This window comes from Sphaerisporangium flaviroseum (genome assembly GCF_039537005.1).
GTDB lineage: Bacteria > Actinomycetota > Actinomycetes > Streptosporangiales > Streptosporangiaceae > Sphaerisporangium > Sphaerisporangium flaviroseum.
The window spans coordinates 303,106-316,664 of record NZ_BAAAZR010000008.1; the positions used below are offsets into that span (position 1 = coordinate 303,106).

Below are 13,559 nucleotides of genomic sequence, written 5' to 3' on the forward strand. Positions count from 1 at the left end.
CGGGCCTCTCCGGCGCTCCTTTGAGACCCTACCGGCCGCCGTCGCCGCCATCGGTGGGGGTGCTCACTGCCGCTCGGCGATCCTCTGGTAGGTCTGGCGGACGACCAGGAGCCGTTCGGCGGTGAAGCGGCCAGGCTCGGCGTCGCGCATTTCCTTCCCACGCTCGGTCCAGAAGGCGGTCGCGGGGACGTCCTGCTCCCCGGGCGGGATGAACTTCACCACCTCGTCGATGGACGCGATCGCGATGGCCAGTGCCTGCCGTGCCGCGTCGGGGTCGTCGGCGGGGACGTTGCCGGCGGTGAGGTCGGCCACCCACATCCACTCGCCGGCGTCCAGCAGCTGCGAGGGCTCGGAGCCGCCGAACGTCGGGAAGCGCTCGGCCACCACTTCCCCTTCCGGCAGGCCGAACAGGTGGCTTCGCTGGGCGCCGCAGCCGGAACACACGCCGCTGTAACGCGCGACCGGCTCACCGTCGACGGCCACGACGGCGTGCTCCCACGTCGTGTCCACTCCCGCGCACGTTCTGCATGGATGCAGGTCGAGGTACAGGTGAGCCTCGTCCCTGCTGCGTGCGATCGGGTGTGTCATCGTGGTCCCTTCTGTGCTGGTCTGAGCTTCGGTGGCCGCAGCACCTGGCCCGGACGGATCAGGTCGGGGTCGTTGCCGATCGTGGCACGGTTGGCGTTGTACCAGTCCAGTGTGGCCCGCCAGATCTCGGACTCCGTGGCGCCGGGGCCCAGCCAGGCCTTCGCGATGTCCCAGAGCGTCCCCCCGCGCGCGACCCTGACAGGACGGTTACGCGGGTCGTCCTCCTGCGGCTTGGTCGGCTCACGGGGATCATCCGGATCATCGGGGTCATCCGGATCGCCGGGATCGGCCGGTGTGGTGGGCGTCGTGGGCACGGACGGGCTCGGCGACGACGGCGCCGGGGACGGATCCTCCCCGCGCCTGCGCCCGCACGTGCAGGGTTCGCCCGGCGCGCAGACGCACACCACATCCTCGGGAGGAATCCACCCGGTCGAGTTGGTGAGCCGTCGCATCCGGGCCCAGAACTCGTCATCGGACTCGGGGGCGCGGCCGGGATTCGACCCGGCCCGGGACGTACGGGAGGCGGATGGCCGGGGCCGGGCCGGATCACCGGGGTTCGACCGTGGGTCGGCCGGACTGCGGGGAGCCGGCACCGGGACCGCCGGTCTGGGCCCGGGGGGAGAAGGCAGAGAGCTCGCCGGTGCGGACGTGGCCGGATCCTGGTTCAGAAGGGCGCCGATGCTTGGCGCGGACGGTCGCCCTGCCGTCGGCGTGCGCCCTTGGGCGGCGATGAACCGAGCCAAGCCGTCTATCTGCGGTTCGAGCTCGCTCTGGAGGTGGGGCAGGCGCTTGGCCTTGTCGAGCAGGTACCGGAGCTCGTCGCGGCGCGCGTCGAGACAGTGGTCGTTGGTCTCCGGCCGCGTCGCCGGGTCCGCCCCGGGAAGCGAGGAACGGATGATCCCCTGAGGGGGACCCTGCCGCGCGGCGGCGAACTCCCGCAGGGAGTGGCCGAGTTCGTGCACCAGCGTCCGCGCCACCAGGGCGGACGGCACGTCCGAGTCCAGTGTCATCACGTGCGGATCATCAACTGTTCCGGACCGGAGGTCCGTCCTCGCCATCCGGTCGTCCGCGAGCGCGCCCGTCGTCACCCGGAAATGCTGCGGGGTGGGCGCCGTGGCGGTGACCACGCGCAGGATCGGGTCTCCGGGCGTGCCGACGAAGGACAGCCGCCCGCTGCCGACGCTGGAGTCGTTGACCTCGGCGACGGCGGCGCGGATCTCGTCCATCTCGAGCGCCCCCTCCTCGGGGGCCCGTCCCTTGACGAAGCCGGACTCGGCATGCACCGGTGCCGTGGCACCGCCCATGCCGATTGCGCCGAGAGTCGAACCGGCTTCCCGCCGCGGTCCTGGTCCCCAGAGCTTGCTCGGTTCGAAGGCCGGTGCCGGACGTACGGGCACCGGAATGCGGAGGGCACGGAAGCGTTCCCGCACCACCAAGGCGAAATCGCCCTGCACGGCGACCTCGTTGAACAGCAGGCGCAGGTCGACCTGCCGCTCCGCCGCCGTCAGCAGGAGCTCCGGCGGCAGGGCGCCGAGCGCGGCGGTGAACCCTCCGTCGGAGACAAGGCTCGACAACCTGCCGCCCCTGGTGACCACGTAGCGGTCGACGCGGCCGGTGGGATCGCCGGCGTCGGTGCGCTCCACCTCCAGCTCGACGCCCCTGCCGAGCTCTCGCGCGATGAGCCGGGCCCAGTGCGGGGGAAGGGGCTCGGCGAACACGTCCGCCTGTGCCGCCAACGCGACCGGTCCGCCGGTGGATCGGGGTCCCAGCCGCTCGCGTAGCTTCTCCGCCACCGCCCGCACCGTGTCGGCGGTGATGGACGCCATGTCGACGTTCGCCGCGTCGAGGATCTCCTGGAGTGGCAGCGGAGTGGACCGGCTCGCGCGCCTGCCGGGGATGCGGTGCCAGGTGCGTCCGTGGCCGTCGGCCTCGTGGAACGACCAACCGGTGTCCGAGACCGGAGGGGTCTCCAGTTCCGCTTGCAGGAGCGCGTAGTCGGGCGCGAGGACTCTCATGTAGACCGCTCCGGCGACGGGGCCCGCCAGCGGATACGACTTCAGCCGGCGCGTGCCGCGGCCCAGACGTATCTTGTGCCGCTCGATGCGGACGGTGAACCGCCCGGCGAACTCGGCGGTCAGGCCCTTCTCCTTCAGGAAGAGGCTCGTCTCCCGCCGCAGCCCGCCGCTCGTCGACGCACGGGCGGACGCCTGGTCCCGCACGGTGACGCCGGCGCCGATCCCTGTGACGTTTTCGCTCCCGGCGACCCCTAGGGTGACCGGCGTCAGCTTGGTGCGCTCGGCCGCCGTGTTGTAGGCCGCCTGATCACGACGGACGTCACCGACCTCCTCGTCCGCCTCGCTCTGGCCGACGGCGTAGTCGGTGTCCGACAGGTTCGCCTCGACCCAGATCCTGATGACCTCGTCCGTCGTGCCGGGAACGGGGAAGGACACCATCTCGTACCCGTTGTCGTCGGTCATGTCCCGCAACCTGGACGTCAGCGCCATCCGGGAGAGGCCCTCGTAGACCACCCACCGCGCCTCTTCGGCGGTCGCGCCCAGGGCGTCCTCCGCTGCAAGCCGCTCGAACACCTGATCGGCCACGTCGTCCGCGCGCACGTCCGCGTAGAAGCCCTCCGGCACACTCGCCGATCGGGGATCGAGCTGGGGGACCGGCCGCTGTCGTTGCCGCCCGGCGTCCGTCGTCATTCCGTCCGGAACCAGCCGGCGCGCGGTACCCGTCAGCACGATCGTGGGATGCGCCTGGTAGCGGGGCTCCGGCGCCGGTACGGGCGTCTGCGTGCTGGCGATCTTGTGGTCCACCACACGGGCGGCGCGTGCCAGGCCTCGCATCGCGGCGCGGGCGCCGGTGCGCAGCGGCCGGGTGATCCGGTTCCCCGGCCAGCCGTCAGGCAGGGGCATCCGCTCGACGTCGATCTCGAAGGTGATGTCGTGGCGGATACGGTCGGCTCCCTCGAAGGTGCCGGTGCGGTTCAGCCGGGTTCGTTGCTTGGTGCGCGACTGCGACCGGGTATGGCTGCGTTCGGTGTCCGCACTCGGTCCGACGCCGAAACCGGACCCGAACAGCTTGCCGAACACGCCACGCACGACCGACCAGCCCTTGTAGGCCGACCAGGTCTCCTCGAGGTAGTTGTAGACCTGCTGGAGGATGGTGAGGTCGTCGGTCCGTCCTTCCAGGACGATCTCCTTGCCGAACCTCACCCGCCCCGTGATCCGGATCATCTCGGTGCGATGACCGTTGACCCGGATCGGGAACTCCCATCCCTTTCCCTGGCGTGAGAGAAGGTTCCGGATCTTGCCCCACCAGTTCTCGCCGGCGAGTTCGCCGAAGATGGCGCGGCGCACCAGGCCGTCCGCCTTCAGCGCTCCCGGAGCCAGCTTCTCGATGGCTTGCATGACCTCGTCGAGGGGCTGGGTCCGCACGCCGTCGGAATCGTAAAGATCGACCGATTCGAAGACGCTGAGGCCCATGCCGTCCACCATGTGCCCGGGAACGTCCACCAAGCGCTTCTGCTCGTCGAGGTCCGGGCTCAGGACCTCGTCGAGCGACCTTCCGTCGAACCTTGTCTGGTGCGCCAGAGCGGCGCTGAGGATTTCGTCGGTGTGCTTATCGATGAGGTGGTCGGTCGGTGTCCGAGGGTGGCCCTCGGAGGCCCTGGCCTGCCTGAACCGCTGTAGGTCCTGTCGGTAGTGCCTGATCAGCTTGCGGGCGAACGGCGCCATGAGCTGCAGGTCCCTGTTCGTATAACGTTCGACCGCGTCGGCCACCGCCTGCATCGGAACGTCGAGCTGACGGTCCCCGTACAAGCGGAGGACATCGCGTTCCGGTGTCTCGTAGAGGAGGTTCAGATCGGGTACCGACACCCTGGTGACGTCATCGGAGCCGATCTTGCCCACGGTGACGTGGAACGTCAGCTTCGCCATCGACTGGAGCGCCAGACCGGTCTCGACCAGTATCGGCTCGTCGCCCTCGATCCTGGTCTGCGACTCCGACTGGCCGCCGAAGCGTGACACCGATCCCCGCCCATCGATCTCACCGAGGTCGGTGTCCTCCTGCTGTCCCGGCTCCTCCTCCTGGGCGGTGGTGCCGGCGGAGCCGCTCCCGCCCACGTTGTGCTGCCGGCCGAGGTTCACGGAGGTGCTGTTCAGGCCGAGGATGATCTCACCGTTGACTGGCGCCCTGACCCGCTCCCAGGTCGACTCGCCCAGTTCCCCCTGGATGGTGATCTCATAGTCTCCCACCCGGATGCTGTAGGGCGCGTACATCCAGGCGGGATTGGAGATCAGGGCGCGCACGCTGACGAGCTCCGCCAGCTGGTGGTAGAAGGCCGAGCCGGGCCCGAGCTCGCTCGGAAGCAGCCCGACGATGTCGGAGAGGATCGAACCGGTCTCCATGTGGATCAGTGTGGAGCGGCGCATGAGTTCTATGGGCGTGGCGTGTGGTTCCGCGGGAAGGGGCTCCCCGCCCGGCAGGAGGTCCGTGGCCGCGAACATCTGCGCCGCCACCGGTTCCGAGGTCAAATCCCCGGTGATGAGCTTCTTCGGATGGCCGCCCTGTTGCAGGAGCTCCACGTCCATGAAGTAGCCACCCGTGAACTCCGCCAGCGGGGTGGTGCTCTCGTGCAGCGTCACCGAGTTGAGGGTGTGCCCCATCCCCCAGCCGGCGCTCTTCCCCCGGCCGCCGAGGATCCCCGGAGTGATGCCGATCTTCCCGAATAATCCGAAAACCTTCTGAGTAAGCGTGCGGAGCAGGGTCAAGGCGAGGCCGGCGCCCCACGTGCGTGACCGGGTCCGCGACCGGACCGTGGTGTTGGAGGCGATGTTGAGCCCCACGAACGGATCCCCTGTGCCCCACCCGGCGTAGCTCCACGCACCCGTGTCGCGCAGTCGCACACGGACACTGTGCTGCTCCAGTCTCTGCATCTGCCCCACGTCAATGACATCGAACAGGAAGCCTTCCTGGCAGGCCTGGTCGAGGCGGCTCTGCACCGCGTTCACGGTGAACTGCTGCCTGACCTCGCGCAGGTTGGCGACCTGCGCTTCCCGCCTCAGCGGGTCGGCCGACCAGCGGAGCCGGCCGTCGGCGTCCTGCTCCGGGAGGAGTTGGAGCTTGCGCAGTTCGGCTTCGACCTGGTTCCTGTACTTCTCCACCTGGGCGGCGTTGAGGTAGACCACCGTGGGACCCGGACCCCTGATCTGGTCGGGCCCGGTGCCCATGAAGTCCGGGATGCGGATCTCCGGCTCGTCGGCGAACCTGCGGCCGGGTGGCCGCTCGGGGACGGTTTCGCCATGGAATATGTATGAATCATCCGGGCGTCGCCGCGGGTTGCCGTCGTCGTCCTTGACGAGCGCGTCGGCGTCCACCTCCCATCCGTACCTGGCCGCGTCCCGGACCGGCGTCTGGAGCACACTCGTGGTCACGCCTTCCACTTCGGCGCCCGGCCCATCGAACGAGTGGAAGACGACCGTGTGATCCATGATCACCTCGTGGGCGTTGGTGTGCGCCAGACGCCGGACGAGCGGCTGGATCGCCACGCCGCCGGTGGACAGGCCGTCGGTCCGAGACCACGCCCTCTGCAGGCTCGCGACCAGCCGTTTGGACATCGCCGCCAAACCGTGGGCGCCGTCGGAGGTGTCGGCGTCGAACCCGGCCCCGGCCCTGACTCCGACGCCGGAGAAGCGGGACGACGACATGGCGCCGTTCGAACCCGAGAAGACGACGCCGAGGAACTCCATCATCTGCTTGAGCGCCACCCGCGTCAGCAGCCGCGGATTGGGCCGGGGCGTGCTCCGCACCTCCAGCACCCCCACCGGGTGACCGCCATCGTAGATCGGCTTGAAGAACTCCGATGGGCGCGCGGACGTACCCGGAGCGCCGTTGGCGGGCGGGACCAGCGCCGTGTGGAACTGCGAGACCAACTCTTCGGTGAGGATGGTGCGGATCTGGTCCCGGGCCCTGTTGCCCACCTTCCCGTACGGATACCCGAGCTCCGAGATCAGCTCGTCGGCCAACGACTCCAGGCCGGTCGTGTGCAGGCTCACGTAGCGGGGGAAAGGAGCCTCGCCGACCTCGTCGGGGCGAAGCTGGAACGTCTCCTCCGGAGGCGGCTCGGTGTGGGCATGGGACAGCCAGAGCCTCAAGGGCTGCCCTTCCTCGTCACCGACCAGGACCTCCTGCGACCATTCCAGTTCGGAGTGGTGGCGCGTGGACACGTTGTAGGTCATGGGGACGAGGAACATCGTGCCGTCGCCACGGTTGTCGGCGACCTGGCCGTCCAGGACATACCCCGCGCTGCTCACGCTGATGTTCGTCGCATGGCCGCGGTTGTATCCCACGCCCAGCACCACGTACTTCGCCCATGCCTGGATCCGGCCCCATAACGTGTCCGGAGGGCTGTCGTCCGGCAGCAGCCGGGCGAGGACCATCGTGTTCCAGTCGCTGGTGATGTTGACCAGGCGTGCGATGGTCGCCGAGACCCAGCTGCCGCCCTGGGTGAGCCGGGCCGACATCCCCTCAGAATGTTTCCGCCGGGCGTCGGGAACCTCCACAGGCTCACCCAACGTGCCTTGGATGCGCAGCTCGACCTGCTTGTTGCCCACCCCAACGCGCAGCACCACGCCGTCCCCGGTGGCGAGCTGGTCGAACCGCGACCCCAGCTCCCAGTGCAGCTCTTCGGCGGTGAAGCGTTGTGAGGCGCCCCGCCCGGCCAGCTGCCGGTTGACCTCCTCGGTCAGCTCCATCATGTGAGGCAGTTCGCTGGCGGCGATGCCGGCGGCCAGCAGCTCTTGCTGCGGCCTCGCCTTCGCCATCGCGGCGGCGTACTCCGCGAAGGCGGCGTCCGCCTGCTCGGAGAGGCGCGCGACGCGGGCCGCCATTTGAGCCGCCGACTCGGTGGTCTGTTCCGCCGCCGCCCATGCGTCCAGAGCGCCCGCCACGTCTTTGTAGGCGGAGATCACGGCGGCGGCGAGGTCCTCGGCCTGGCGATATCGCTCCCCGATGCGCCGGTGGCGTTCGATGGACGCTCGCTGGTCGCTGAGGTCGGCCCGCAGCTTGCGTCCGCGCTCCTCTGCCCACCTGTCCTCGCCGTGCCGGGCCTTGTCTATCTTGCCCTCTGTTATTTCGGAGGTGTCTTCGAGGTCCATCCTCTTGCGCGAGTTGGCGATGCGGAGACGGTGTATGGCCGCACTGGCCTCGACCAGGGAATCCCTCAGCCTCCGGACCTGCTCGGAGAGTTCGGTGACCGCGGCCGGTACCGGACGCGCCTCCGGCTCCGGCCCTGCGGCGCCGGGAGTGGAGGTGGCCGGCGTGGCGGCGGGAGCGGGGGTGGGGAGAGCCGGGGTGGCGGGTACGCCCGGGACCGTACGAACCCGGTCGGTGTCCCACGGCGGCACGGGGACCGTATCCCCCTGCGCTTCCATCCGCGTGGCCAACTGGTCCAGGGAGGTCCGGTGGGCGGATCGCTCGTCGGGCGCGGCCTCGGTCCAGAGGCGGGCGAGACGCCGGAACTCCTCGAACCGCGCTTCCGCGTCGGCCCGGAGCCGGGCACGTCCGGCCGGGTCTCCAAGGAACCTGCGGATCACCCCTTGGGCCGGACGGGTGGCGTCGTGGCCCGGGTCGGCCTGGGACGTGTCGGGGTCACCGCCCAGGTGACTCTCGAGGGCGGCGACACGTTCGGCGATCTGCTGCCGTGCTCGTTCGAGCACCTCGGTCCGGACGTTGTACAGTTGCGCGATCGGCTGGAGCCCTGGGCGGCGCATCGCCTGCTTCGCCAGGCGGTCTCCGGGGTGCTCCAGGCGGCCCAGCCGCACGCGGTGCCATCGACGTCCTACGTAGTCGCGTGCCACATCTATCGCGACGCCTCGCAGGTCGGGTGAGGCGTCGGCCAGCCGTCCCAGGGCGTTCAGCGCGCCTTCCATGGGCGACACCCGATGCCCCGCCCTCGCCATGGCCTTACCCAGCCAGGCCGCCGCCTCGGCGACGACCTGGTCTCCGTGAGCGCCGTCGGCCACCCGGCGCCGGAGGTGCGAGAGCGTGCGGTCGAGGACGTCGGCGGGTACGCGGTACACCCGGCCGTTCGGCGCGGTGAACCGCAGGGTGCCGTCCTGGAGCGGCAACGCGTCCGGCGCGACGATGGGCAGTGTGCGGCTGACCACATCGGCGACCTCCCGCACGACGTCCGGATCGTCGGCCTTTCTGCGGGAGGTGGGCTCCGGTGCCGGCGGCCGGGGAGTACTGAACGCCGGCACGACTTCGGACGCTTCGGCCGGCGCCGTACCAGGGCCGGCCATGGCGGTGGAGGACGTCCCGGCCGAGGGCGGGGCAAGCGCGGCGTCCGGCCCGCTGGGGGTGGACCCCATCGCCATCGCGGGCGGCGTGGGGCTGCTCGGTGTGGATGGGGAGGTGCCGGGAGTCGTGCCGGGCGTGGCGGCGGATCCGGGGTCTCCCTGAGGGCCGGTTACGGGCGTGCCGGTTACGGGCGTGCCCGCCTGCGGTGCCGCGTTCTGGCCGGGCACGGCGGGGGCGACGGGGCCGGAGCCGGGCGGCGTGGCGGGGGTCGCCGGGTTGGCCGTTTGCGGGGCGGAGCCGGCTGGGGCTCCCGAACCGGTCGCCTGCGGATCACCCGTGGGCGTCCCAGCGGGCGCGGGTGGTCCGGAGGGTGTTCCCTGAGGGGATGCCGGAGCCGCGCCGGAGGGAGCACCGCTGGGGGCCGGTGCCACCCCACCGTTCGAGGGATCGCCTGTGCTGGGGGAGGCGGGGGCCCCGGGAGACGCCGTCCCCGTGGGAGACGCGGGAGAGGTCTTGGCACCCGTGGCCTCGGAGGAGGCGGGCGGCTGGCCCGCTGAGGTGGGTTGATCGGTGCCGGTGGCGGGCGGCTGGCCGGAGAGGTTCGGGGAGCCGGTGGCGGGTGGCTGGCCGGTGGGGGAGCCGGTGGCGGGTGGCTGGCCCGCTGAGGTGGGTTGGTCGGTGCCGGTGGCGGGCGGCTGGCCGGAGAGGTTCGGCGAGGCTGTGGCGAGTGGCTGGCCGGTGGGGGAACCCGCGGCGGGTGGCCCGCCGGGCGAGGGAGGTGAGCTCGTGGCGGAAGCGGGTGGGTTGGTGGCAGCGGCCGGGTCACCGTCGGCGGAGGGGTTTCCGGACAGGGGGAGTCCCCCTCCCACCCCGGCGGGAGCGGTGTGGGGGGCGGCGGGATCCTGCCGGGACGAATCGGGGTCAGGGTCAGGGTCGGGGTTGGGGTTGGGGTCCGCCGGCGGAGGCTCGGGTCCGGTCGTGTTGGCGAGGTCGGCCCTGGCGGCGTCGCTGCGGGCGGCGGCCGCCTCCGCGCTGTGGAGGGTCGCGATGGGGTGGGTGACCGCGGCGGCCACGTCCGGGTTGAACGGGCTGATCGTGTTGGTCCGGCCGGCGCCGCCCATCATCGCTCCGAGCAGGGACTCGCCGGTGATGGGGTGCCACTCGTGGTAGACCGCGGCGTTGGCGAGGATGCTGCCGGCAGGGGAGGCGACCATGTTGTTGAGACCGGTCTGCAGGGCCCGGCCGGGGAAGCGGAGGAAGGCGTTGCCTACCCCCGGAGCGGTCCCGCCCGCGTTGTTCAGCGTCCTGAGGAGCGGGACCCTGTCGCTGAACCTGGACAAGGGGGCGGCGAACTTCATACCGATCACCGCGCCGCCGCCCGCGCCCACCGCCGAGGCCTTGGTCCTGTTCCAGTCCCAGTTGGTGCGCGTCCCCAGCTCCATCTGTCGGCGCTGGGTCCAGGCGTCGATGAAGACCTCTTCGCCGATCTCCTCGATGATCTCCCTGCCCAGGTGGCTGGTGAGGACCGTACGGAAGAGGCCTTGGGCACCCACCCGCCCGGCGTTCGTGGCTGCCAGCCGGGTGGCGACGCCGGCGCTGAAGTCACGCCCGGCGACCATGGCGAGTCTCTGGAGGATCCGGGCGATCGCCGCGCGCGCGGAGGCGGCGATGGGGCCGATCACCGGAGCGGTCGTGCCGGCGGTGAAGAACGCGACGACCAGGGCGATGAACGCCGCGATCACCGCGATCCAGAAGGCCACGTTGATGGAGAGCTTGGAATACTGGGTCTCGCTCGCGAAGCTGTCGGCCTGCAGGGCCTTGTTGAGATTCTCGACCCCCAGCCCGCCGACCCCTGATTCGAGGAGCCGCCCGGCCTCCCGCAGGTACACGGGGGTGGCCGGGACCTCCCATCCGACGAGCACGGCCCTGTATCCGGCGACATTCCGTTCCACGGAGCCGTACAGGCCGCCGCCGAGCGCCTGGTGCTCCTTGGCGAGGGCCCAGAGCCGGGTCTCGCTGCCCTGGGGCCAGCTCTGCCCTGAGACGATCATGGAGATGAGCCAGTCGGCCCACGGGGGCAGGGCCTCGCCCCACGCGGGCGTGACGTCGGCGGTGGTGCTGCCGCTGCCCACGATGGAAGACTGGCCGCCAGTGGCGTTCGGATCGACGGCGGGGTTCGTGTTCTGCGCCACGTCACCCCAATCTGGTGTTCATCGGCTCCCGGAAACGCGCTGAGCGTCGGGCGTGCTGGCAGGCGGTGCGCTGACCGGCCTCGTCGTCAAGGGCCCGCCGGCCGGTCGGCCGAGAGGGGTGGCTCGGGTCAGACGTTCCAGGTGGTCGCCTCGGCCTGCGCCTGGTCGGTCACACGCGTCCGCGAGACGGCCGTCCGAACCTTCACGCCGAGGGCGTTGACGTCCTTCATGAGCATGTTGCCGTCCTGGATCATGCGCTCGGGCCCGCCGTCCTTCGTGTACGCGGCCAGGAACGCTTTCCCCGCGGAGTCCTGCCCCCACGGCTCGGTTTCGATGATGCGCTTGATCCGCGACACGCCGTTGTTCCAGAGGACGGTGACGTCGTTCGTCGCGGCGTCGAGCCGCGCCAGTCCCAGGAACGCCGCCGGCGCGTGGATGTCGACATGTTCAGGCATGGCGGCTCACTTCTTTCCGAGCATCTGCGTGGCCATCTGCTCCAGCACGCGCTCCAGGTCTCCTTGGAGGTGCGCTCTCATCTGCTCGGCCGGGATCAACGGCTCGAAGAGCTCGATGACCTCGGCCTGGGCCTTCGCCGCGGCCCGCTGGACGGTCTCGGTGATGGAGTCGGCCAGCGCGCGGGAGTCGGACCGCCGGTAAATGCGCGGATCGATATCGAGTCTGATGAGGTCACCGCGCGCGCCGACGGTCGCCGCTACGAGCCCGTCGCGCGACTTCTCGGTGACCTGGACGGCGCGTGCCTTCTCGTGCACCGCCGGCGCCTCTTCCTGAAGGCGCATGAATGTGGTGCGCAGCTCCTCGGCGTAGGCCTGCATCTCTGCCGCGTCCATCCTTTCCAAGGGCTCCACCTGGCCTCCCCCAGAGCACCTGTCCACCACGGGTGTGATGCTTAACTGCACCGTAACCATGGTCTAACTTCAGAGAAACAGTTGCTTCGAGGCGTCATTCTGACATTTCGGAATGTCATCCGGCAAGCATTGTGATCCACAGACGTTACATTGAAGCCTTAGTCGGGATCTGCAGGGTTAGAAGCCCGGAAACTCGGACAAAAACCGCGCTATTGGGTCCAGATGTCGAGCGGGACGGCGTGCTCGCCGAGCTCCAGCACCTCGTCGCGGGGGACCCAGCCCCGGTGGACTCCCCGCTCGATCCGCTCCAGCCCCAGTTCGAGCGCCACCGGCAACAGCCCACCGGTGTACTCGATGAGCAACTCACCCTCGCGCTCGTCGTGCACCTGACACTCGGCACCCCGCCACCTGCCGGTCGTCGTGACGAAGTAGACCGCCTCGCACTCCTGGGCCGGCACCGGCCGGATGAAACGGCCCGGCGCGACCTCCTCGAAGCCCTCGGCGGGCTCGGAGGCACGCAGCCGCATCCATAGCCGGTCGGCACGGGGGTCGGCGCTCGCCTCGTAGTCGGTTCCGCGCCAGCGCGCGCGGTAGGAGTGCCAGCTCATCGCGGCTGTTCGGGGTCATACGGGCCGGGTGGGCCCGCGGCGGCGGCGTGCCCGTCCTCGGCACGCGCCGCGTCGCCGGGTGGCACGATATGGACCAGCATCCACCGTTCGAGGTCGCCGTCGTACACGGCACGGCGGTACTCGACGCCCGCGGCGGTCAGCTCCCAGATCTCCGTACCGTGCGGCAGCCCGACGCCGTCGACCTTGTACTCACGGATCACCTGGTCGACGTTCGGCACGAGCCCCAGGCCGACGAACGGAGGCTCCTCGATCACCCACCCCGCCACGGCGGTCATGGTCTCCTCGTCCGTCCCTCCGTACGGGGTCCGGTAGAGGCCGGGCCCGGCCACGCGCCACCGCAGGATGTTCACCGAGCCCTCGTGGGTGACCAGGCCCTCCTCGGCCGACTGCCCGAGGGCCTCCACCAGCACGGTCGGGGTCGCGATGTGGGCGACGTCCAGGGCGTGGTGGCAGTACCCGGAGACCCGGGAAACGCCTCCGGCGAGCAGGTCATGGAGGTCGGCGGGCCGCAGCAGCTTCTGCACGACCGGCACGCCGGAGCCGGGTTCGACCAGGAGGTCCTGCGTCATGGACGGCACGGCGAGCCTCGCGACCGTTCCGGACTCCAGGAAGAAACTCACCAGGAGACCAGGGTTGACCGCCAGGCCCCAGCGCGGGTCGGGCCACCCCGCGGCCATCTCGACCATCGAGACGATGCGGTAATGCCGGGACGCGTCGCCGACGCCGGACCGCATCGCCTCCTGCGAGGTGTAGGCGATGAGCCACGTGCGGTCGTCGCCCGCCATGGTGGGCCAGGCGACCGGCTCCTCGCCTGCCGCGGCGGCAGGGCTGATCGGGAGCGCGAACTCCGCGTTCCGCAGCAGGGCCAGGCAGAGGGAGAGGTCGTCGCCCTCGAAGGCCGAGCCGAGCATCTGCTCGAAAGGACCCGCCGGCTCCCATTCCCGCACGACGATCACTATAAGACCTCAGCGGGCGTGGTT

The 13,559-nt window shown here is 70.5% G+C and carries 6 protein-coding genes; all 6 read right to left on the reverse strand.

All coding sequences use genetic code 11. The features are described from left to right. Positions 1 to 63: 63 nt before the first annotated feature. Positions 64 to 588, reverse strand: coding sequence for a hypothetical protein (locus tag ABD810_RS17740; protein ID WP_344940799.1), 525 nt, complete (start codon positions 586 to 588; stop codon positions 64 to 66). Then, the gene (locus ABD810_RS17745) at positions 585 to 11,084 is read right to left on the reverse strand and encodes a LysM peptidoglycan-binding domain-containing protein (protein ID WP_344940803.1); all 10,500 of its coding nucleotides are present in this window, start codon (positions 11,082 to 11,084) and stop codon (positions 585 to 587) included. Before ABD810_RS17745 ends, ABD810_RS17740 begins: the two co-directional genes overlap by 4 nt. Before the next feature lie 128 nt (positions 11,085 to 11,212). Beyond that, the gene (locus ABD810_RS17750) at positions 11,213 to 11,539 is read right to left on the reverse strand and encodes a hypothetical protein (RefSeq protein ID WP_344940806.1); all 327 of its coding nucleotides are present in this window, start codon (positions 11,537 to 11,539) and stop codon (positions 11,213 to 11,215) included. A gap of 6 nt (positions 11,540 to 11,545) precedes the next feature. Beyond that, complete coding sequence (locus ABD810_RS17755; protein WP_344940810.1) at positions 11,546 to 11,950, reverse strand: YbaB/EbfC family nucleoid-associated protein; 405 nt, start codon at positions 11,948 to 11,950, stop codon at positions 11,546 to 11,548. A gap of 209 nt (positions 11,951 to 12,159) precedes the next feature. Further along, complete coding sequence (locus ABD810_RS17760; protein ID WP_344940812.1) at positions 12,160 to 12,558, reverse strand: hypothetical protein; 399 nt, start codon at positions 12,556 to 12,558, stop codon at positions 12,160 to 12,162. Beyond that, on the reverse strand, positions 12,555 to 13,535 hold the full coding sequence (locus tag ABD810_RS17765; RefSeq protein ID WP_344940815.1) for an SseB family protein: 981 nt from the start codon (positions 13,533 to 13,535) through the stop codon (positions 12,555 to 12,557). Before ABD810_RS17765 ends, ABD810_RS17760 begins: the two co-directional genes overlap by 4 nt. Between the last annotated feature and the right edge of the window lie 24 nt (positions 13,536 to 13,559).